Genomic DNA, 20,344 nt, shown 5'->3' with positions numbered 1-20,344 from the left:
GATCCTGCCTTTCATTGCGGCGGCAACGCGAAGCAATAGCCCACCCCATACACCGCCTGGATGGCATTGTGTCCGGGGAAGCAGGGTTCGAGCTTGCGGCGCAAATTCTTGATGTGGGTATCGATGGCGCGATCGGTGACTGAGCGGTCGTCATCGTGCAGGTGATTGAGCAGCTGTTCGCGCGAAAACACCTGGCCCGGCGCGGCCGCGAAGGTCTTGAGCAGGCGCAGTTCCAGCGGCGTCAGGTTCAGCGGTTCGCCGCGCACGCTGGCCTGATGGCGGGCTTCGTCAATGACCAGCGGCGAGCTGTCCTGCGGCGGCGCTTCCGCTTGCACTGAGCGCTGCACCGAGGCATTGCGCCTGAGCATGGACTTGACCCGCGCCACGATCTCGCGCGGCGAAAACGGGGTCTTGCCGATGTAGTCATCGGCCCCCAGCTCCAGTCCGCGCAGGCGGTCTTCTTCCTCGGCGCGCGCCGTCAGCATCAGTACCGGCACGTCCGAGAAGGTGCGCAACTGGCGGCAGATTTCCCATCCATCCATCCCCGGCAACATGATGTCGAGCAGGATCAGGTCCGGCCGCTGTACGCGCACCGCATCCAGTGCCGCATCCCCGCGTGCCACATGGCGCGAGGTATAGCCGGCCACGGCCAGGTATTTCTGCAGCAGTTCAGCCAGCTTGGGCTCGTCCTCGACGATGAGGATGTCGGCCCGCGCGGGGGCGGCGAACCGGAAATCTTCGCTGGACCCGGTCATGCTTTGTCTGCCTCATCGTCCAGGCGGGCCGGCAGCACCACCGTGACCCGTAATCCACCCAGGGGTGAGGCGGTAGCGCCGATGGTCCCCTGGTGCGCATCGACGATGCGGCGGCAGATCGCCAGACCCAGTCCGGCACCGCCACTGGCGCGGTTGCGCGAGGCCTCGACCCGGAAGAAGCGCTCGAACAGGCGCGCCATCACCTCAGGAGGCACGCCCGGTTCGCTGTCATCGAAGACCAGGTGCCAGTGCTGTTGCAGCAGTTGCGCATGCACCTGCAGACGGCCGCCGCTGTCGGTATAGCGCAGGCTGTTCTCGAACAGGTTGTTGAACAGTTGCTGCAGGCGCGCCGCATCGGCATGCACCGGCATGGTGGCGGGCAGGCTGCAGGTCAGCGTCATGCCTCGCTGGCTGAAGCGCTCGGCGTAGATCGCCGCACTGTCGCCCAGCAGCGGCGCGAGGTCGATGTCGGACCGGCGATAGGTGAGGGCGCCGGCATCGGCCAGCGACAGATCGTAGAGGTCGCCGACCAGCTTGTTGAGATGTTCGACTTCGCTCTTGAGCGAGCGCAGCGTTTGCGTATCGGGCTGCAGCACGCCATCTTCCAGGGCTTCGAGCTGGCCGTTGAGGATGCCCAGGGGAGTGCGCAATTCATGCGAGACATCGGCCATGAATTCGCGCCGCAGTTTCTCGTTGCGCTCCAGGGTCATGGCCAGCTGGTTGAAGTCCTGGGCCAGCCTGCCCACTTCGTCGCCCGATTCCACTTCCACCCGGATCGCATAATCGCCGCCCGCCAGGCGGTGCGTTGCACGCGCCACGCGTGTCAGCGGACGGGTCAGCACCCCCGAGATGCGCACCACCAGGAAAGCCGCCAGCATCACGGCCACCACCGCAATGATGATCTGCGCCAGGAACTGGCTTTGCTGGAAACGCAGGTCGATGGAGCCGATCACGCTCTCGAAGGGCGTTTGCGCCACCCAGCCGACGATGACGTCATCCTGCAGCAGCGGACTCAGGCGTGCGTCGGGGCCGACAGCGGGATAGCCGATCACCAATTGACGACGCGCATCGAGAAGCGAAAACCGCAGGGTCGCACCGGTCAGGTCGGAGGGGGTGAAGGTGGGACCGGAAGTGCGGACCGCACCGCTGTGTTCGACGATGGCCGGCTTCATCAATTCGAACCAGGCGCGCGGATTGTCGCGCAGGAATTCCCAATTGCCGTGTTCGCGATAGGCCTGTTCCAGGCGCGGCACCATGTCTTCCATGCGCTGCTGGGCTTGCTCGTTGAGATAGCCGAGGAAGTCGCGGTTGAAAATGTAATGCCCCGCGCCATTGATGGCCGCGATCACCACCACGATCAGGGCCAGCATCGCATAGAAGAGCTTCAAGCGAATGTTGGCGCGATAGAAGAAGCGGTCGGTCAGCTCGGCGATCGAGTGGGCGATGGACATGGGATGCAGCAAGTAGTCGGTGGAATCAGGCCAGAGCTTATCAAGAACCCGGCCTGCGGTGGCATAACACAGGCCGATGTGATGAGGGATGTTGCAGGACGGACAGGCTGCCGCGCTTGCTCATTTTTCCCTCACATTTGTTTTCCATAATCGCGGGTCCGATAGCTCATTGCGCCCGGAAACCGCGCCCACGGCGGCTGGCGGACGGGCAGAAAGCCCCCCGATCATGCAAGAAAACCTCACCCTCCCGCGCCGACCCGGGCGCAGTTGCTCCACCGCAGCCCGCCTGGTGCTGTCGCTGATGCTGGTGGCCGTCCTGGGCGCCTGCTCCAAATCGGGCGACCAGCCCAAGCCTGCCGCCCAGTCCGAAGTCGGCTACATCGTCGTCAAGGCCCAGCGCCAGGCGCTGACCACCGAACTGCCGGGACGCACCACCGCCTATCTGGCGGCCGACATCCGTCCGCAGGTGGGCGGCATCATCCAGAAGCGCCTGTTCAAGGAAGGCAGCAACGTCAAGGCCGGCCAGCCGCTGTACCAGATCGATCCGGCCAGCTACCAGGCGGCCTATGACAGCGCCAAGGCTTCCCTGCTGAAGGCACAGGCCACGCTGGCCTCCTCCAAGCTGAAGGCCGATCGTTATGCCGAGCTCAACAAGATCGACGCCGTCTCCAAGCAGGACAATGACGACGCCCAGAGCACGCTGCGCCAGAACCAGGCCGACGTGGAAGTACAGAAGGCCGCCGTGCAGACCGCAGCCATCAACCTGCAATACACGAAGATCCTCTCGCCGATCTCGGGCCGCATCGAAAAATCCAGCGTTACGCCCGGCGCGCTGGTGACGGCCGGCCAGACCACCGCACTGACCACGGTGCAACAGATCGATCCGATCTATGTCGATGTGACCCAATCCACCGTGGACCTGCTGCGCCTGCGCCGCGAACTGGCCAGCGGCCAGATCAAAAAAAGTGGCGACAATGCCGCCCAGGTCAAGATCCTGCTGGAAGACGGCTCCACCTATGAGCGCACCGGCAAGCTCGAATTCACGGGCCTGTCGGTCGATACCGGTACCGGCATGATCACGCTGCGCGCAGTGGTCCCGAATCCGGAGGGCGTGCTGCTGCCGGGCGCCTACGTGCGTGCGGTGCTGGAAGAAGGTGTCGATGAACACGCACTGCTGGTGCCGCAAAAGGCCGTCAGCCGCGACCAGACCGGTGCGGCGACGGCCCTGGTGCTGGGGGCCGACGGCAAGGTTCAGCAGCGCCTGGTGACCGTGGCGCGTGCCGTGGGCAACAACTGGTGGGTTAGCCGTGGGCTGCAGCAAGGCGACAAGCTCATCGTCGATGGCTTGCAGAAAATACGCACCGGCGACACCCCGCGCGCCATCGACATCACCGACAGCCTGCAGAAGGACCTGGCGCGTGAAGCCGCAGCGGCAGCAGCCGATCCCTCGCTGGGCGGTGATGCCGACAAGGCCGACAAGGCGGGCGAGTCCGCCGCTGCCCCGGCCGCCAGCGCCCAGTCGAAGTAAGCGAGGCGCACATGGCACGTTTCTTTATCGACCGGCCCATCTTCGCGTGGGTCATCGCCATCATCATCATGCTGGGCGGGATGATGTCGATCCGCTCGCTGTCGCTGGAGCAGTACCCGGACATCGCCCCGCCCAAGGTCAACATCAAGGCGACTTATACCGGTGCCTCGGCCAAGACCCTGGAAGACTCGGTGACCCAGGTCATCGAACAGCAGATGAAGGGGCTGGACAACCTGCAATACATGTCGGCCAGCTCCAGTTCGGCCGGCAGCGCCACGGTGGCGCTGACCTTCACCGCCGGGACCAATCCGGACGTGGCGCAGATGCAGGTGCAGAACAAGCTGCAGCAGGTCACGGCACGCCTGCCGCAGGCGGTGCAGAACAATGGCGTGACCGTCACCAAGGCCTCCACCGATATCCTGATGGTGCTGTCGCTGACCTCGGATGACCCGCGCATCACCAGCATCGACATCGGCGACTTCATCAGCAGCACGCTGACCGACCAGATCAGCCGCGTGGAAGGGGTGGGCGACGTGACCGCCTTCGGTACCAATTACGCGATGCGCATCTGGATCGATCCGGCCAAGCTGCAGAAGTACGCGCTCATGCCGTCCGACGTCACCAGTGCGCTCGAAGCGCAGAACACCGAAGTGTCGGCCGGCGAGATCGGCGCACTGCCGGCGCAGCCGGGTCAGCAGATCAACGCCACCATCACGGCGCGCAGCAAGCTGACCACGCCGGATGAATTCCGCAACATCATCGTCAAGTCTTCCGCCGATGGTTCAGTGGTGAAACTATCTGATGTGGCCCGCGTGGAGCTGGGTGGCGAGAGCTACCAGGTGGCCTCGCAGCAGAACGGCAAACCGTCCTCGGCGCTGGCGATCCAGCTGGCCACCGGTGCCAATGCATTGGCCACGGCCGATGCGGTCAAGAAGAAGATGGCCGAACTGGAGCCCTACTTCCCGGCCTCCATGAAGCTCAAGACCAACATCGCCTACGACACCACGCCCTTCGTGCGCGTGTCGCTGGAAGAAGTGGTCAAGACCCTGATCGAAGCCATCGTGCTGGTGGTGCTGATCATGTACCTGTTCCTGCAGAACATCCGCGCCACCTTCATTCCGGCCATCACGGTGCCGGTGGTGCTGCTGGGGACCTTCGGCATCCTGGCCATGTTCGGCTATTCCATCAACACCCTGACCATGTTCGGGATGGTGCTGGCCATCGGCTTGCTGGTGGACGATGCCATCGTGGTGGTGGAAAACGTCGAGCGCCTCATGAGCGAGGAGAAGCTCAGTCCCAAGGAAGCCACCCGCAAGTCGATGCAGGAAATTACCGGTGCGCTGGTCGGTATCGCCATGGTGCTGTCGGCGGTGTTCATCCCGATGGCCTTCTTCGGCGGATCGACCGGCGTGATCTATCGCCAGTTCTCCATCACCATCGTCTCGGCCATGGCCTTGTCGGTGATGGTGGCGCTGACCCTGACCCCGGCGCTGTGCGCCACGCTGCTCAAGCCACATGCGAGCGGCCATGTGCAGCAAGGTAAATTCTTTACCTGGTTCAACCGCACCTTCGACCGCAGCGCGACCCGCTACCAGGGCGGCGTCGGCGGCCTGCTCAAGCGGGGCAAGCGCGGCCTGCTGATGTATGCGCTGATCGCCGTGGCGATGGCGGTACTGTTCATGCGCCTGCCCACGTCCTTCCTGCCGGAAGAAGACCAGGGCGTACTGATGGCCCAGATCCAGCTGCCCACCGGCGCGACCGCCGAGCAGACCGCCACCGTCGTGAAGACCGTGCAGGAATACTTCATGAACAAGCCCGAGTCGGTCGATTCGGTGCTGGCCATCGTCGGTGCGGGCGTAGGTGGCAACAGCCAGAACGGTGCGCGCGCCTTCATCCGTTTGAAGGAATGGGACCAGCGTACCGGCGCTGGGCAGTCGGCGTCCGAGCTGGTGCGCCTGGCCAACGCGGACTTGTCCAAGATCCGCGGGGCACGCGTGTTCCTGATGAATCCGCCGGCGGTGCGCGGCCTGGGACAGAGTTCCGGCTTCGACCTGGAATTGAAGGATGTGGGCGGCGTGGGCCACGATGCGCTGTTGAAGGCGCGTGACCAGTTCCTGCAACTGGCGCGCGGCAATGCGCTGCTGGCCAACGTACGCACCACCGGCCTCGATGACACGCCGCAATTGCGTGTGGCCATCGATGACCGCAAGGCTGATGCACTGTCGATTGCGACCGCCGACATCAACTCGACATTGGCCACCGCCATGGGCGGCACCTACGTCAATGACTTCCTCAGCAACGGGCGCGTCAAGAAGGTGTATGTACAGGGCGACTCCGCCTTCCGCATGCAGGCCGAAGACCTGAACCGCTGGTACGTGCGCAATTCGGCCAGCCAGATGGTGCCGTTCTCGGCCTTCATGAGCAGCAAGTGGACCTATGGCCCGTCGCTGCTGGAGCGCTACAACGGCGTGTCCTCCTTCGAGATCGTCGGTGAACCGGCAGCGGGCGTGAGCTCGGGTACGGCCATGGCTGAAGTGGAAAAACTGGTGGCGCAACTGCCGGCCGGCATCGGTTTCGAGTGGACCGGTTCGTCCTATCAGGAGCGGCTCTCGGGCAACCAGGCACCGATGCTGTATGCGATTTCCATCCTCTTCGTGTTCCTCTGCCTGGCGGCCTTGTATGAGAGCTGGTCGGTACCCTTCGCGGTGATCCTGGCGGTGCCGCTGGGTATCGTCGGGACCGTGCTGCTGACGGGGATCTTCGGGATGTCCAATGACGTGTATTTCCAGGTGGGGCTGTTGACCACGGTGGGCTTGTCGGCCAAGAACGCGATCCTGATCGTGGAATTCGCCAAGCAATTGCACGAGTCCGGCAAGAGCCTGCGGGATGCCACGCTGGAAGCGGTGCAGCTGCGCCTGCGTCCGATTCTGATGACCTCGCTGGCCTTCATGTTCGGCGTGCTGCCGCTGGCCGTGGCCAGCGGGGCCGGCTCGGCCAGCCGCCGCGCCATCGGCACGGGCGTGCTGGGCGGCATGCTGTCGGCGACCTTGCTGGGCATTTTCTTCGTGCCCTTGTTCTACTACCTGATCGGCACCTGGCTGGACCGCCGCGCGGCGAAGAAGCCTCGCCGGGATGACGATCACGCCACACAAAAGGAGGCCATGTGATGACCCGGCCCGTACAACAAAAATCCATTCTCCGGACCCGCACAGCCATGGTGCTGGCGCTGACCGCAGCGCTGGCGGGCTGCGCCAATCTTGCCCCCGATTACGCGCAACCGGCCGCACCGGTGCCGGCCAGCTGGTCCCAGCAGGTCGATGGCAAGCCGGTCGGCAGCAGCGCCGCCAAGACCGATGGCGAGATCGATGCGGACCAGCTCGGCTGGCGCGAATTCTTCCTCGATCCACGCCTGCAGCAGGTGATTGCCGCTGCGCTGGAGAACAACCGCGACCTGCGCGTGGCGGCGTTGAACATCGAGAAGGCGCGTGCCCAATATCGCATCACCGATGCCGATCGTTATCCGGCCATCTCCGCCACCGGCACCAGTACGGCCGGCCGCACACCGGCCGAGCTGTCCACCAGTGGCCGTGCCACGGTGTCGCGGCAGCAGAGCGTGACGGTGGGGATCAGCGCTTATGAACTGGACTTCTTCGGTCGCCTGAAGAATCTCTCAGATGCCGCGCTGGAAACTTATCAGTACCAGGTCGAGACCCGCCGCAGCACGCACATCAGCCTGGTGGCCGAAGTCGCTACGGCCTGGCTGACGCTGGCCTCCGACCGCGAGCTGTTGAAGCTGGCGCAGGACACCTATGCCAGCCAGTCGCGCACCTTCGAACTGAGCCAGCGCAGCCATGATATCGGCACCGTCTCCGGGGTCGACCTGGCCAGCCAGGAAGCCACGGTGCAAGCGGCTCGCGCCGATGTGGCCAGCTACACCAGCCAGGTTGCGCAGGACATCAATGCGCTGCGCCTGCTGGTCGGGGCCGATATCGATGCGGCGCTGTTGCCCACCGGCTTGCCGGATACCGCCAGCGTACTGCCTGCCACGCCTGCCGGCTTGCCCTCGCAGGTGCTGCTGCGCCGCCCGGATGTGCTGGCCGCAGAACATACGCTCAAATCCGCCAATGCCGACATCGGTGCGGCGCGCGCAGCCTTCTTCCCCAGCATTTCGCTCACCGCTGATGGTGGTACGGCCAGCCGCACGCTGGGCGGCTTGTTCAAGGCCGGCAGTGGCAGCTGGAGTTTCGTGCCATCGATCAACCTGCCCATCTTCAACGCGGGCAGCCTGCGGGCCAGCCTGGATTCGGCCAGGATCACGCGCGATATCGATGTGGCCAATTACGAGAAGGCGATCCAGACTGCCTTCCGTGAAGTGGCCGACGCACTCGCCGTGCGCGCCACGCTGGACCAGCGGCTGGATGCGCAGGGCCGGGCCACGGCGGCCAGCGAGAAAGCCTTCCGGTTGTCAGAGGCGCGCTACAAGAATGGCATCGACAGCTATCTCACCACGCTGGTGGCGCAGCGTACGCTGTACTCGGCACAGCAGACGCTGATCTCGCTGCGACTGACCGAGCAGAGCAATCGCATCACGCTCTACAAGGTCCTGGGCGGCGGTTGGAATGAAGACACGGCGCAGCCCGTGGCAGCTGCGCAGCACAGCCCATCGTGATCGCGCTGAGGGCCGTCAGCGCATCCCGATCCGCTGCTGTACCGGCGTGATGTCGATCGTCACCGGGCCCTCATCATTGGCCGCCACCTCGGCATCCATCTGTTCGGCGCTCAGCTTGAACGCGCCCACCAGATGGCTCAGGTGATCGGCCTGCTGGCTCATCGATTGCGAGGCGGCAGCCGCCTCTTCCACCAGTGCAGCATTCTGCTGGGTGTTCTCATCCAGGCGCGCGAGGGCGTCATTGACGGCCAGGATGCCTTGGGTCTGCGCCTGACTGGCGTCGCTGATCTCGGCCACCACCGCCGTCACGCGCTGCACGCTGGCCACCACCTGCTGCATGGTGCCGCCCGCTTGCTGCACGAGGCGGCTGCCATCGCTCACGCTGGCCACCGAACTGTCGATGAGGTGCTTGATCTCGTGCGCGGCCGCTGCCGAGCGCTGGGCCAGTGAGCGGACCTCCGAGGCCACCACCGCAAAGCCGCGGCCTTGTTCCCCGGCACGCGCTGCTTCCACCGCCGCGTTCAAGGCCAGGATGTTGGTCTGGAAGGCGATGCTGTCGATCACGCCGATGATGTCGACGATCTTGCGCGAGGCCGCATCGATCTGGCCCATGGTGGAGACCACCTGCTGCACCACCGCCCCGCCTTGGCTGGCGATGTCAGAGGCTGAGCCGGCCAGTGCGTTGGCCTGGCGCGCATTGTCCGCATTGCGGCGTACGGCGGCGGTGAGTTCTTCCATGGCAGCCACGGTTTTCTCCAGGGTCTCGGCCTGTTGTTCGGTACGCTCCGACAGATTCTGGTTGCCCGTGGCGATTTCGGCCGAGGCCTCGGCGATGGTATGGGTGCCGCTGCGCACCTGCTGCACCAGCGAGGCCAGCTTGTCGCGCATCACGCGGATTTCATACAGCAGGCTGGTACGGTCGCCGGTCCGGGTCTGCACCGGCGCGGACAATTCGCCATGCGCGATGCGTCCGGCGATTTCCACCGCATAACGCGGTTCGCCACCCAGCTGGCCCAGCAGGCTCCTGCGAATCATCCACGCCGTGGCCATCGAGACCACCAGGATCACGGCACCACACAGGATCACCAGCCGCAGCGAGCTCTCGAAGAGGGCATCGGCCGCAGCGCTGGCTTGCTGGTTCTCGCGTTGGACCGACTTGAGCAGCACGTCGATGTCGGCCACGATCTGGCGCCGCAGCGGGCTGCATTCCTTGACCAGGAATTCGCCATAGGCTTGCATCTGGCCGCTTTCACGATAGTTGCGCGGCCGCTTCAGTTCTTCGGCCATGGCCAGCAGGCCGGCCCTGGCTTTCTCGAACTGCGCATTGCCGGCCATGACCGGCTCCAGCTGGCGCAGGGCGGACAGGTACAGGGCTTTCTGTTCGTCGACGATGGCCAGCTCACGCGCCGCATCGGCATCGTCGCGGAAGATGTAGGCGTTGCGTGCCGAGATGCCGGTCTGGTCCAGCGCCTCGCGGGCCACATACAGCGGCTCCAGTCTGGTTTCGGTCACCTGGTCCTGGTAGCGCATCGCACCGGAAATGGCGTGCATGCGCATCAGGGAAAGGGTGATCAGGACCAGCATCAGTGCAATGACGATGCCGAAGCCGATACGCAATTGCGTACCGATCTTGAATTTGCTCAACGTGTGCATGGGTCTCTTGCTTTTCTTGGGCGTCAGTCCGGCTGCGCGGCGCAGCGGACAGGGAGGAATGGAAACGGGACAGGATGGGATGCCGCGCATCGTCAGTCAGCCGGGCCGTCTCGTAGACGGCCCGGCCGTTTTCCCTTTGGCAAGGAGTGTAAATGAGAGTTGTTCCAGTTCCAAGCCAATTTGGCGGATGACCGTGTTTTGTCTCAGTTGCTGAAAAATGGCGTGGTTTTATTGTGAGATGAACGCGTGTTAGCGTGATTTTCCTGAGAGTATTTCCTACGTGAAGCTTCATATCGAGACCCGTCAATTGCCCCTGAATCTGGTTGACAAGCCGTACACCGGCGGGAATAATCCGCCAAGTGATACGACGACGTACAAGCTCTGCTGACCGAATCTACGTGCAGTGCAGTCGGCGATTTCACCGCCTTTGAATTGCAGCACCCGATCCGACAACAACAACGATGAGCAACCATCAGGAGACAGCCCGCATGAGCGCAGACACCGACCGTGATGCGTGGCAGACCGCCCGTTTTTCCCGACTCCTGCTGACCGGCGCGGCCGGTGGCGTGGGCCGGCAATTGCGTGGCCGTCTGGCGTCCTTCGCCGAGCGCGTGCGGGTAGCGGATCTGGCTGCGGCCATGGAGGCCGCGGGTCCCGCTGCGGCGCATGAAGAAGTGCTGGGTTGCGACCTGGCCGACCGCGCTGCGGTCGATGCCATGGTGGCGGGCTGCGAGGCCATCATCCATCTCGGTGGCGTGTCGGTGGAGCGTCCCTTCGAAGAGATCCTGGAAGCCAACATCAAGGGCGTCTTCCACATCTACGAAGCCGCGCGCCGGCATGGCGTCAAGCGCGTCATCTTCGCCAGCTCAAACCACGTCACCGGTTTCTATGGCCAGGATGAGCGCATCGATGCGCACGACATGAAGCGTCCCGATGGCTACTACGGCTTGTCCAAGTCCTATGGCGAAGACATGGCGCAGTTCTACTTCGACCGCTATGGCGTGGAGACGGTGAGCATCCGCATCGGGTCGATCTTCCCGGAAGCGACCAACCGCCGCATGCTGGCCAGCTGGATGAGCATGGACGATTTCGAGCAACTGCTGCGCCGTGCGCTGTTCATCCCTGGCGTGGGTCACACCATCGTCTACGGCATGTCGGCCAACGCCAAGACCTGGTGGGACAACCGCCACGCCGCGCACCTGGGCTATGCGCCCAAGGACAGTTCGGAAATCTTCCGCGCCAAGGTGGAAGCGCAACCGCAGCCGGGAGCCGATGATCCGGTGGCGACCCTGCAAGGAGGCGCCTTCACGGCTGCCGGACCCTTTGATCCGTTGGCGAACTAACTTAATTTATCCACAGCATTTTCTCGTTTCATCGCGGCATTCCGTCGTAGTTCATCGCCGCAGTTCATTGCATTTTTCGCGCGCTACGCCATTCTTCAGCGCGCGGTATGGCAGCACAGCACGCAACAGCTTGACCTGAATCGCAGCAAGGCAGCACCCGGCACACCGGGCCGCTCGCACGCAGCAGGATCGCGCCCGCGCCGCACCGATGTCCGGTTCCCTGAACCCTTGACGGACCCGGCAGCCCATGAACTTCTCTCTCGACTTCACTCCACTGGCGCCTTACTGGCCCGTGTTCCTGCACGGCGCCTGGCTGACGCTGAAGATGACCACGCTGGCCGTCATCGTGGGCGTAGCCATCGGCATCTTCGTCGCCTTCGCCAAGAACAGTCCTAATCGCTTCGTGGCCCGCACCTGCAGCGGCTACATCGAGGTGGTGCGCAATACCCCGTTCCTGGTGCAGATCTTCCTGCTCTATTTCGGCCTGGCCAGTCTCGGTATCCGCATGCCCACCTTCGCGGCGGCGGTGCTGGCCATGATCATCAACATCGCCGCCTATGCCGCCGAGATCATTCGCGCCGGCATTGATTCGGTGCCACGCGGACAGATCGAAGCCGCCGAATGCCTGGGCCTGTCAGTCTGGCGCATCCGCTGGCACGTGATGCTGCAGCCGGCCATCGAGCGCGTCTATCCGGCGCTGACCAGCCAGTTCCTGCTGATGATGCAGGCCTCGGCGATGGCCTCGCAGATTTCCGCCGAAGAGTTGACGGCCATCGCCAATACCGTGCAGTCCGATACCTTCCGTTCATTGGAAACCTATCTCGTGGTGGCTGCCCTGTACCTGGTGCTGGCCGTGCTGGTCAAGCTGGTGGCTTATTCCATCGGTGAAACTATTTTCAAACGCCGCCGCACCTTGCGCCGCGCGGCTGCACAGGGCAGGCGCAGTCCGGTGTCGCGCTTGCCCGCCAGCGATCCGGCAGCGATGGCACCGCTGGCCCATGTGCCGTATGTACATGCTGCCTCGCGGCCGGTGGCGGTCAACACCGCAGCCGCGCTGCGCATCGAAGGGAGCACATCATGATGGGCAACTTCAGCTGGACCTATTTCTTCTTCATGGTGCAGTCGATCGGCTGGACCCTGGTCTTGTCGCTACTGGCTTTCGTGCTGGGCGGCATCGGCGGATTCCTGGTGATGCTGGCGCGCATCTCGCCACGCGCCTGGCTGCGGCGTCCGGCCATCCTCTTCATCGAATGCGTGCAGGGCATTCCCTTGCTGATCCTGCTCTTCATCGTCTATTTCGGTCTGTCGGTCTATGGACTGGTGCTGCCAGCACTGGTGGCAGCGGGGCTGGCGATGATGATCTATGCCAGCGCGTATCTGGGAGACATCTGGCGCGGTTGCGTGGAAGCCATGCCGCGTCCGCAGTGGGAGGCTTCCGAGTGCCTGTCGCTGACGCGCTGGCAGACGCTGCGCCTGGTCATCATCCCGCAGGCCACGCGGCTGTCGCTGCCGCCGACCATCGGCTTTTTGGTGCAGCTGATCAAGATGACCTCGCTGGCATCGGTGATCGGCTTCGTCGAACTGACGCGGGCCGGGCAGATCATCAACAACTCCATCTTCCAGCCCTTCCTGGTGTTCCTGCTGGTGGGGTCGTTCTACTTCCTGCTCTGCTATCCCTTATCGCGCTGGAGCGCATCCATGGAGAGAAAGCTCAATGTCAGCCATCGCTAAACCCGAATCCGCACCGCATCTGCGCGCCGTGGCGGCGTCCCAGGAACCGCAGCCGGTCATCGTCCGGCTGGACCAGGTCTACAAGAGTTTCGGTGACAACCAGGTCCTGAAAGGCGTGTCCTTTGAAGTCGCGCGCGGCGAGATGATCGCCATCATCGGTGCCTCCGGTTCCGGCAAGTCCACCGCGCTGCGCTGTATCGACCGGCTGGAGACCATCGACTCCGGCAGCATCGAAGTGGCCGGCATCCGGGTCGATGATCCGCAGGTCGATCTGCACCAGCTGCGGCGCGAGGTCGGCATCGTGTTCCAGAGCTACAACCTGTTCCCGCATCTCAACGTGCTGGAAAACGTCATGCTGGCGCTGCGCCACGTCAAGCAGCAGGACAAGGCCGAGGCGCGCCGCGTGGCCTTGGCCGCGCTGGCGCAGGTGGGGCTCGATGAAAAGGCCAATGCCTATCCCGAGCAGCTCTCGGGCGGGCAGCAGCAGCGCGTGGCCATTGCGCGCTCGCTGGCGATGTCGCCCAAGGTGATGCTGTTCGATGAAGTGACCTCGGCACTGGACCCGCAACTGACCGGCGAAGTGCTGCGCGTGATGGAAGACCTGGCCGCCAACGGCATGACCATGCTGCTGGTGACGCACGAGATGAACTTCGCCAAGCGCGTGGCCGACCGCATCATCTACATGCACCAGGGCCGGGTCTGGGAAGTCGGCCCCGGCGACATGCTGGACCATCCGCACACCCCCGAACTGCAGGCCTTCCTGGCCGCCGACCTGTAGCGCAAACGCTGTTGCCTGACCTGACCTGACCATTCATAAAATAACGGAGACACAAAATGAAACTAACCCCATTACGCCACCTTGCACGCCCGGCCATTGCGGCCCTGATCCTGGGCCTCGCTACCCATGCCGCGCACGCCGACCAGCTCGACGATATCAAGAAGGCCGGCAAGATCCGCATCGCCACCACGTCCAGCACGCCGCTGTTCGGCTACAGCGACGACAAGCTGCAGCCGGCCGGCTCCGATGTCGATGCTGCGCGCCTGCTGGCGCAGGATCTGGGCGTGCAGCTCGACCTGATCCAGGTGGCCAATGCGGCGCGGGTGCCGACCCTGCAATCCAATCGCGCCGATATCGTGGTGGGCTCGCTGTCGATCACGCCGGAGCGCCTGAAGGTCATCGATTTTTCCACGCCCTATGCGGTCATCAGCCTCATCATCGGCGCACCCAAGAGCATGGCCATCAAGGACTATGCGGACCTCAACGGCAAGCGCATCGGCGTCACCCGCGCCACGCCCAACGACACGCTGACCACGCAGAACGCCAAGGGGGCGGAGATCATGCGCTACGAGGATGATGCCACCCTCATCACCTCGATGGTCACGGGCCAGGTGGAAGTGTTCTCCAGCACGCCCTCCAACCTGCAGGAGATGCAGAAGAAGGCGCCGGGCAAGAACCTGGAAATGAAGTTTGAACAGAAGGCGTTTGATCTGGGTATCGCCATCAACAAGAACCAGCCGCGCCTCAAGGAATGGATCGACAACTGGGTCAAGACCAACCAGAAGAATGGCAGGCTCAATGCCATCTACAAGAAACATCACGGCCGCGATCTGCCGGCTGCCGTGCAGAATCCTGCGTAAGCCGGGTCTGCTCAAGCTACGCCGGGCGCAGCATGGCCCGGCGTTGTTGCGTCAGGCGCAGCGTTCAGCGGCCTTCGAAGATACGCTGGCGTGCATGCCCGATATGGGCGCGCATGGCCGCCTCGGCGTCTTGCGCCGAGCCTTGGGCGATGGCATCGATGATGGCCTGGTGTTCGTCATCGATGACCTGGATGCGCGCGCTCTCCTGCGGTGAACCGAGGTTCTGCGCCAGTTCCATGCACTGGCGGATCGGGCCCAGCGCATGTTCGATGGTGGAGATGAAGAAGGGATTGCGGGTGGCCCGGGCAATGGCCATGTGCAGCGCCAGGTCTTCCTCCACGCCGGTCTGGCCCTGCAGCTGCGCGCGCCGCAGCGCTTGCAGGCAATGGCGCATCAGGGCGATGTCCTCTTCCTCGCGGGCCGTGGCCGCAATGCCTGCCGCACCCACTTCCACACACGCGCGAAACGCGTAATAGCGCTCCACGTCAGGAATGCTGGCAATCTGCGCCGGCGCGCTGCTTTGCAGGACCGGCAGCCGCTGCACATAGTTGCCCGAGCCCCGGCGCGAGACCACGATGCCTTCCGAACGCAGGCGCGAGAGGGCTTCCCGTACCGTCGTGCGGGAGGCCTCGTAGCGCTGCGCCAGTTCCACTTCCGTGGGCAGCTTGCGGTTCTCGCCCAGTTCACCGCGCAGGATGGACGCGATGATCTGCTTGCAGATGTGTTCGGACCGGCTCAGTTGGCCGCGATGTGAAGAATCGGGGGAGGGCGGGTGAAATGCTGACATGTACGATGACTGCTGCCGGGAAGTTCGTCTGTGGTCACTATGAAGGGTTCTGCGCCGGGGCGCAAGCCGGGGCTGCCCGGCGCGCGGAAAGATTCACCTCATCCCCCTGAAATCGGCTTGCAAAGCCGTTTCCGGGAAGGAATCTGCATTTAATTCGGTTGACTTCCGGTGCCGCGATCATTAGAGTTGTCCACCTGCATGAAGAATTAGTCCGACTAATCGCAGCTTAACTTATACGACATCGTATAAATAAAATGATAAAAAAGATAAGAAAACTTCATCTGGAGACAGGCATGCATCCCCGCTCTGCCTGACCCCAGGCGGCTATGAGCCGCCCGGGGATGACGGCTGTGCGCCATCCACCGCGAGAGCGGGCGCGCAACCGGACCCCGGGGCGACGGGCCGCGCATTGCCTGCCCTTTGAAGAACTATCCATTTTGGAGACGCCATGAAGTACGTAAGAGGAATCCGCTGGTACATGGTGACGCTGGTCACCCTGGCCCTGATCGTCAATTACCTGGCCCGCAACACCTTGTCGGTGGCCGCCCCGACCATGATGAAAGAGCTGGACATGAGTACCCAGCAGTACTCCTACATCGTGGTGGCGTGGCAGATCTGCTATGCGCTCATGCAGCCGGTGGCCGGCTACATTCTCGACGCGGTGGGCACCAAGATCGGCTTTGGCATCTTCGCCCTGGCCTGGTCGCTGGTGTGCGCGGCGGCTGCACTGGCGACCGGCTGGCAGAGCCTGGCCTTCTTCCGCGCGCTGCTGGGCATGACTGAAGCGGCCGGCATTCCCGGTGGCGTGAAGGCTTCCACCGAGTGGTTCCCGGCCAAGGAACGGTCGGTGGCCATCGGCTGGTTCAATATCGGCTCCTCCATCGGCGCGCTGTGCGCGCCGCCCCTGGTGGTGTGGACCATCCTGCACGGCGGCTGGAAGATGTCCTTCGTGGTGGTGGGCGTGCTGGGCGTGTTGTGGTTCTTCCTGTGGATGCTGTTCTACAAGAGCCCGCGCGACCAGAAGCTGCTCTCGCCGCAAGAGCGCGACTACATCCTCGACGGCCAGGAAAAAACGCCTGAGAAGGTGGTGCGCGAGAGCTGGACCAAGATCGTGCGCAGCCAGAATTTCTGGTCGATTGCCATTCCGCGCTTCCTGTCGGAACCGGCGTGGCAGACCTTCAATGCCTGGATCCCGCTGTACATGGCCACCGAGCGCCACATGAACATCAAGGAAATCGCCATGTTCGCCTGGCTGCCTTTCCTGGCGGCCGACATCGGTTGCGTGCTGGGCGGCTACCTCAGCCCGTTCTTCCACAAGCACTTGAACGTGTCGCTGTTCACTTCGCGCAAGCTGGTGATGCTGGTGGGCAGTCTGGCCATGATCGGGCCGGCCTGCGTCGGCTTCGTCGATAGTCCGTATGTGGCCATTGCCTTGCTCTCCATCGGCGGCTTTGCGCACCAGACATTGTCGGGCGCGCTGTATTCGATCACCTCCGATGTGTTCACCAAGAACCAGGTGGCCACCGCGACCGGCCTGACCGGCATGAGCGGTTATCTGGGTGCGACGCTGTTCACGCTGCTCTTCGGCATCCTGGTCACGCAGATTGGCTATGGTCCTCTGTTCGTGTTGCTGGCGGCCTTCGACCTGGTGGCCGTGGCGGTGGTGTTTGCGATTGCCCGTCCGCGTCCGGAGGCGATTGCCTGATTGGCGTCACACGCAAGAATGCAGAAGAGGGCGGCGTCTTGGGACGCCGCCCTTTTTTCATGGGGGATCACGGATCAGTGATGCCCGATGCAGTTCATGCCGCCAGTGGCGGGCGCTGCATGGCCACCCACTCCTGCACCGTGGGCCGCTGCCATTGTGCCTTGGCATAGGCGGCCAGACGCGGTGGGACGTGATCGCCATGCAGGGCCAGACGATTGATCATCAGCGCCAGGTCGGTATCGGCGATGCACCACTGGCCGAAGAGATGGTCTGCTCCCTGCGGCAGCAGGGCTTCCGCGAAACGAAACAGCCGCTGTGCTGCGGCCTCTGCCTGCGCAGACAGGGGCGGCTTGCGGGCGCCATAGAAGAGCACCTGGGTATTGCGCTCTTCGCGGATGGGCACGAGGTCGCTGCGCAGCCAGGCTTGCACCTGGCGTGCGCGTGCGCGCAACGCTGGAGTGGAAGGATAGAGCGGTGCGCCGTCGAAGACGTCTTCCAGATATTCGGTGATGGCCGAAGATTCGGACAGTGCCAGCTCGCCATGCTGCAGCGTCGGCACGCGCGCGGTCAGGGACAGGGCGGCATAGGCGGGGTCATGATGGGCCGCAGCGTCGAGATCGATGGTGTGCAGATCGAACGGCAAAGTCTTTTCGCGCAAGGCGACAAAGACCGACATGGCGTAGGGGCTGGCGTATTGGGCGTCGACGTGGAGCTGGAGATCGACCGGGTGACGAGCAGTTTGCATGTGTACCTCATGAAAAACGGTTCAAGTAAGCCGTTCCGCCGGCAGCGCGCCGGGCGAGGTCTGAAAGAAGGGTGATGTTGCGATCCAGTCCCGCCAGGCGATCCGCCGGACGGGACGTGACATCCCCGTCAGCGGAGATGCCGTTTTTTGGTGTTCAGCCCATGCATGCAGGCGCCAGCGGCCGGGAGGGCAGCGGGTGTCTGGATGAGGGATCGCTTCAGTTGCATGGTGTGAGAAGTGATGGGCTGAGCGACGATAGTAAACGAGTTTCACGCGACATTTCTGTTCGTGTGCATCAAAACCACAGAGTACGTTTCAGAATCGCGGTTTTCGCATCGGGCACCCACCGTAGCCGGTGACCGAATTTCCTCCCGTTTCTCAAACCTCTTCGCTACTGCCAGCTTGGCGAACATAACCAAGATGGTTACAATGCAAATGGAAAAGCACACGCCTCACTGCAAGCTGGAAGTGGTTCATTCATTGCTTCGCCAAGGGCGGGTGCGCAAGACGGCGTCGGCACTGCTGGGGGCAGCGGCCATGGGCATCGACGAGATGGGCATGGTGGCCATCGTAGCCAGTCTGGGCAAGCGAGACTTTTACAAGAGCATGACCACGCACGACGATCATCGCATCTGGCAGGACGTGTACCGCCCTGTGACGCGGCACGGTGTGATCTATCTCAAGCTGACCGTGGTTGATGATGTGCTGATCGTATCCTTCAAGGAGAAATGACATGAAATGCCCCCAATGCGGAGGTGCTGCGCTGGTGCGCGACAGGCGTGACCTGCCGTATGCCTACAAAGGTGAAACCACGGTCATTGCAGCCGTCAGCGGCCAATACTGCCCGCGCTGCGGCGAATGCCTGCCGGACCCCGGGGAAGAAGAGCGGATCTCGGCCGAGGCCTTGGCTTTCAACAAGACGGTCAATGCCGGACTGATCGATCCGGAGGAAATCATTGCCGCGCGCCAGGCATTGCAACTGGGCCAGCGCGAAGCCAGTCTGCTCTTCGGCGGGGGCGTCAATGCCTTCAATCGCTACGAGGCCGGCAAGATCAAACCGCCTCGCGCGCTGGTGATGCTGCTGCGGCTGCTGCGCAATCATCCGGGCTTGCTGCGTGAGTTGCGCAATGAACCAACCCGCACGCCGCACGCAGGTCCGGTGTTCGCCGTTCAAGAACCCGCCAGGCCTGCGCGCACGCGCAGGCCCGCCAAGTAAAACGCAAGAGAGGGAACGCCAACCTCCCTCGTGGTGCGATTCGCGGGTGCGTCGGCTCAGCGAATCTCCGCGCTATACCTGAACTTGCTCGCCGCCCCCCGTGATTGCCGCCACTCCAGCGGCGCACCATCCGAACCGAAGGCCACGCGTTCGATCACCACCACCGGTGTCTTCTCCTTCAGGCCCAGCAGCCGGGCCTGTGCGGCCGTCACCGTTTCCACCGTCAGGGTCTCGCGTGCCGAGGCGACGATGAGTCCGCATTCGCGCTCATAGAGCGGATAGAGCAGGTCGCCGAAATCCTCCGGCGCCTTGTCCGCCAGGGCCTTGAAGCGCTGCGCGCAGAGGTAGATGTTCTCGGCCAGCACCGGTTGTCCATCCACCTTGCGCAGGCGCAGCAGCTCGATCACCCGGGCGTGCGCCTTCAGGTGCAAGGCCTCGGCCGCCTGGCGTGGCGCTTCGATGACCTTGCGGCTGACGATGACGCTCTTGGGCGCCAGCGGGCGGCCATCGGCCGATTCAAAGCGGAAGAACCGGAACAGCGAATTGTCGAAACGCGCCTTGCGTACGAAGGTGCCGCGCCCATGGGTGCGTTCCACCAGGCCTTCGCTCATGAGTGTCTCGATCGCACGGCGCACCGTTCCGACCGCCACCTGGAAGGCCTGGCTCAGTTCAGCCTCGGAGGGAATGGCCTGGCCCGGTTGCCACTTCTGGGCACGGATCTGGGCCGCGAGCTGATCGCGCAATTGCAGGTACAACGGCAGGCGCGCATCGGCGCGGTTCTGGTCAAGCATGGAGGGACTGGCCTTGCAAATGGGAAAGTGCTCAGTCTACCCGCGGCTGGCGAGCTTCACAACGACGGGGTGAACAGTGCCGCCCTCCGGCGAGCGGCACAGTGCACCTTCCCTTGTCTGCCACTTGCGCCCGGTAGATGATGCGCCCAAGCCATGCGATGCACACCGGACGTTCTCGCCCGGAAGTGCAGCGTGGTGTGTCGTAAAAACAAGCAACCGATGAGGATTGTTGAGTCACTGCAGCTGTGTTATCGTGCGACAACTCATATATATGACTATATGAGTAGTCAACTAGATAAATCAATCAGCTTCGCGCCACCATCGGTTTTTTC

The 20,344-nt window shown here is 63.4% G+C and carries 17 protein-coding genes; 11 read left to right on the top strand and 6 right to left on the bottom strand.

Annotated elements, in window-relative coordinates; translation table 11 throughout:
- Window positions 1-11 precede the first annotated feature (11 nt).
- Window positions 12-755, bottom strand: a complete 744-nt coding sequence (locus ACLRDN_RS23915) for a response regulator (protein WP_413458305.1) — start codon at window positions 753-755, stop codon at window positions 12-14.
- Window positions 752-2,206, bottom strand: a complete 1,455-nt coding sequence (locus ACLRDN_RS23910; protein WP_413458304.1) for an ATP-binding protein — start codon at window positions 2,204-2,206, stop codon at window positions 752-754. Before ACLRDN_RS23910 ends, ACLRDN_RS23915 begins: the two co-directional genes overlap by 4 nt.
- 226 nt (window positions 2,207-2,432) lie before the next feature.
- Here ACLRDN_RS23910 and ACLRDN_RS23905 point away from each other — a divergent pair, with 226 nt between their 5' ends.
- From ACLRDN_RS23905 to ACLRDN_RS23895, 3 genes are read left to right on the top strand one after another with little or no spacing between them, the layout of a single operon-like run.
- Window positions 2,433-3,734, top strand: a complete 1,302-nt coding sequence (locus tag ACLRDN_RS23905) for an efflux RND transporter periplasmic adaptor subunit (RefSeq protein WP_413458303.1) — start codon at window positions 2,433-2,435, stop codon at window positions 3,732-3,734.
- An 11-nt stretch (window positions 3,735-3,745) separates the two neighbouring features.
- Complete coding sequence (locus tag ACLRDN_RS23900) at window positions 3,746-6,901, top strand: efflux RND transporter permease subunit (protein WP_413458302.1); 3,156 nt, start codon at window positions 3,746-3,748, stop codon at window positions 6,899-6,901.
- Window positions 6,901-8,403, top strand: a complete 1,503-nt coding sequence (locus ACLRDN_RS23895; protein WP_413458301.1) for an efflux transporter outer membrane subunit — start codon at window positions 6,901-6,903, stop codon at window positions 8,401-8,403. Before ACLRDN_RS23900 ends, ACLRDN_RS23895 begins: the two co-directional genes overlap by 1 nt.
- Before the next feature lie 15 nt (window positions 8,404-8,418).
- On the opposite strand, the gene ACLRDN_RS23890 is transcribed toward ACLRDN_RS23895, so the two are convergent.
- Entirely contained in the window at window positions 8,419-10,056 is a 1,638-nt protein-coding gene (locus ACLRDN_RS23890) for a methyl-accepting chemotaxis protein (protein ID WP_413458300.1), read from the bottom strand.
- A 488-nt stretch (window positions 10,057-10,544) separates the two neighbouring features.
- On the opposite strand from ACLRDN_RS23890, the gene ACLRDN_RS23885 reads away from it, so the two are divergent.
- The 5 genes from ACLRDN_RS23885 (at window position 10,545) to ACLRDN_RS23865 (ending at window position 14,768) form a co-directional block, all read left to right on the top strand.
- Window positions 10,545-11,399, top strand: coding sequence for an NAD-dependent epimerase/dehydratase family protein (locus ACLRDN_RS23885; protein WP_413458299.1), 855 nt, complete (start codon window positions 10,545-10,547; stop codon window positions 11,397-11,399).
- Between the two features lie 247 nt (window positions 11,400-11,646).
- On the top strand, window positions 11,647-12,480 hold the full coding sequence (locus ACLRDN_RS23880) for an amino acid ABC transporter permease (protein WP_413458298.1): 834 nt from the start codon (window positions 11,647-11,649) through the stop codon (window positions 12,478-12,480).
- Window positions 12,477-13,130 carry an amino acid ABC transporter permease gene (locus ACLRDN_RS23875; protein WP_121041161.1) on the top strand — a complete coding sequence of 218 codons (654 nt, stop codon included), beginning with the start codon at window positions 12,477-12,479 and terminating at the stop codon, window positions 13,128-13,130. The genes ACLRDN_RS23880 and ACLRDN_RS23875 overlap by 4 nt, the downstream gene beginning before the upstream one ends.
- Complete coding sequence (locus tag ACLRDN_RS23870) at window positions 13,114-13,908, top strand: amino acid ABC transporter ATP-binding protein (RefSeq protein WP_259433659.1); 795 nt, start codon at window positions 13,114-13,116, stop codon at window positions 13,906-13,908. The genes ACLRDN_RS23875 and ACLRDN_RS23870 overlap by 17 nt, the downstream gene beginning before the upstream one ends.
- Before the next feature lie 56 nt (window positions 13,909-13,964).
- A complete protein-coding gene (locus ACLRDN_RS23865) occupies window positions 13,965-14,768 on the top strand; it encodes a transporter substrate-binding domain-containing protein (RefSeq protein WP_413458297.1) in 804 nt (267 codons plus the stop codon).
- 64 nt (window positions 14,769-14,832) lie between these two features.
- Here ACLRDN_RS23865 and ACLRDN_RS23860 read toward each other — a convergent pair whose 3' ends face one another.
- On the bottom strand, window positions 14,833-15,555 hold the full coding sequence (locus ACLRDN_RS23860; RefSeq protein WP_134223858.1) for a FadR/GntR family transcriptional regulator: 723 nt from the start codon (window positions 15,553-15,555) through the stop codon (window positions 14,833-14,835).
- Window positions 15,556-16,003: 448 nt separating this feature from the next.
- Here ACLRDN_RS23860 and ACLRDN_RS23855 point away from each other — a divergent pair, with 448 nt between their 5' ends.
- Window positions 16,004-17,260, top strand: a complete 1,257-nt coding sequence (locus tag ACLRDN_RS23855; RefSeq protein WP_413458296.1) for an MFS transporter — start codon at window positions 16,004-16,006, stop codon at window positions 17,258-17,260.
- A gap of 94 nt (window positions 17,261-17,354) precedes the next feature.
- Here the strand turns inward: ACLRDN_RS23855 and yfcF are convergent, their stop codons facing one another.
- The gene (gene yfcF, locus ACLRDN_RS23850) at window positions 17,355-18,005 is read right to left on the bottom strand and encodes a glutathione transferase (protein WP_413458295.1); all 651 of its coding nucleotides are present in this window, start codon (window positions 18,003-18,005) and stop codon (window positions 17,355-17,357) included.
- A gap of 435 nt (window positions 18,006-18,440) precedes the next feature.
- Here yfcF and ACLRDN_RS23845 point away from each other — a divergent pair, with 435 nt between their 5' ends.
- Both ACLRDN_RS23845 and ACLRDN_RS23840 read left to right on the top strand, forming a co-directional pair.
- Window positions 18,441-18,737 carry a type II toxin-antitoxin system MqsR family toxin gene (locus ACLRDN_RS23845; RefSeq protein WP_413458294.1) on the top strand — a complete coding sequence of 99 codons (297 nt, stop codon included), beginning with the start codon at window positions 18,441-18,443 and terminating at the stop codon, window positions 18,735-18,737.
- A gap of 1 nt (window position 18,738) precedes the next feature.
- Entirely contained in the window at window positions 18,739-19,221 is a 483-nt protein-coding gene (locus ACLRDN_RS23840; protein ID WP_413458293.1) for a type II toxin-antitoxin system MqsA family antitoxin, read from the top strand.
- A gap of 56 nt (window positions 19,222-19,277) precedes the next feature.
- On the opposite strand, the gene ACLRDN_RS23835 is transcribed toward ACLRDN_RS23840, so the two are convergent.
- On the bottom strand, window positions 19,278-20,012 hold the full coding sequence (locus tag ACLRDN_RS23835) for a GntR family transcriptional regulator (protein WP_413458292.1): 735 nt from the start codon (window positions 20,010-20,012) through the stop codon (window positions 19,278-19,280).
- Window positions 20,013-20,344 lie beyond the last annotated feature (332 nt).

The sequence above is a fragment of the Herbaspirillum huttiense genome, from assembly GCF_047300815.1.
In the GTDB taxonomy this organism is placed as follows: Bacteria; Pseudomonadota; Gammaproteobacteria; order Burkholderiales; family Burkholderiaceae_D; genus Herbaspirillum; species Herbaspirillum huttiense_A.
This window is presented reverse-complemented; position numbering and strand designations above follow the sequence as displayed.

Bases quoted from the DNA above. Each gene is read 5' to 3' on its own strand.
- ACLRDN_RS23915 (WP_413458305.1), bottom strand. From the start codon at position 755: ATGACCGGGTCCAGCGAAGATTTCCGGTTCGCCGCCCCCGCGCGGGCC.
- ACLRDN_RS23910 (WP_413458304.1), bottom strand. From the start codon at position 2,206: ATGTCCATCGCCCACTCGATCGCCGAGCTGACCGACCGCTTCTTCTAT.
- ACLRDN_RS23905 (WP_413458303.1), top strand. From the start codon at position 2,433: ATGCAAGAAAACCTCACCCTCCCGCGCCGACCCGGGCGCAGTTGCTCC.
- ACLRDN_RS23900 (WP_413458302.1), top strand. From the start codon at position 3,746: ATGGCACGTTTCTTTATCGACCGGCCCATCTTCGCGTGGGTCATCGCC.
- ACLRDN_RS23895 (WP_413458301.1), top strand. From the start codon at position 6,901: ATGACCCGGCCCGTACAACAAAAATCCATTCTCCGGACCCGCACAGCC.
- ACLRDN_RS23890 (WP_413458300.1), bottom strand. From the start codon at position 10,056: ATGCACACGTTGAGCAAATTCAAGATCGGTACGCAATTGCGTATCGGC.
- ACLRDN_RS23885 (WP_413458299.1), top strand. From the start codon at position 10,545: ATGAGCGCAGACACCGACCGTGATGCGTGGCAGACCGCCCGTTTTTCC.
- ACLRDN_RS23880 (WP_413458298.1), top strand. From the start codon at position 11,647: ATGAACTTCTCTCTCGACTTCACTCCACTGGCGCCTTACTGGCCCGTG.
- ACLRDN_RS23875 (WP_121041161.1), top strand. From the start codon at position 12,477: ATGATGGGCAACTTCAGCTGGACCTATTTCTTCTTCATGGTGCAGTCG.
- ACLRDN_RS23870 (WP_259433659.1), top strand. From the start codon at position 13,114: ATGTCAGCCATCGCTAAACCCGAATCCGCACCGCATCTGCGCGCCGTG.
- ACLRDN_RS23865 (WP_413458297.1), top strand. From the start codon at position 13,965: ATGAAACTAACCCCATTACGCCACCTTGCACGCCCGGCCATTGCGGCC.
- ACLRDN_RS23860 (WP_134223858.1), bottom strand. From the start codon at position 15,555: ATGTCAGCATTTCACCCGCCCTCCCCCGATTCTTCACATCGCGGCCAA.
- ACLRDN_RS23855 (WP_413458296.1), top strand. From the start codon at position 16,004: ATGAAGTACGTAAGAGGAATCCGCTGGTACATGGTGACGCTGGTCACC.
- yfcF (WP_413458295.1), bottom strand. From the start codon at position 18,005: ATGCAAACTGCTCGTCACCCGGTCGATCTCCAGCTCCACGTCGACGCC.
- ACLRDN_RS23845 (WP_413458294.1), top strand. From the start codon at position 18,441: ATGGAAAAGCACACGCCTCACTGCAAGCTGGAAGTGGTTCATTCATTG.
- ACLRDN_RS23840 (WP_413458293.1), top strand. From the start codon at position 18,739: ATGAAATGCCCCCAATGCGGAGGTGCTGCGCTGGTGCGCGACAGGCGT.
- ACLRDN_RS23835 (WP_413458292.1), bottom strand. From the start codon at position 20,012: ATGCTTGACCAGAACCGCGCCGATGCGCGCCTGCCGTTGTACCTGCAA.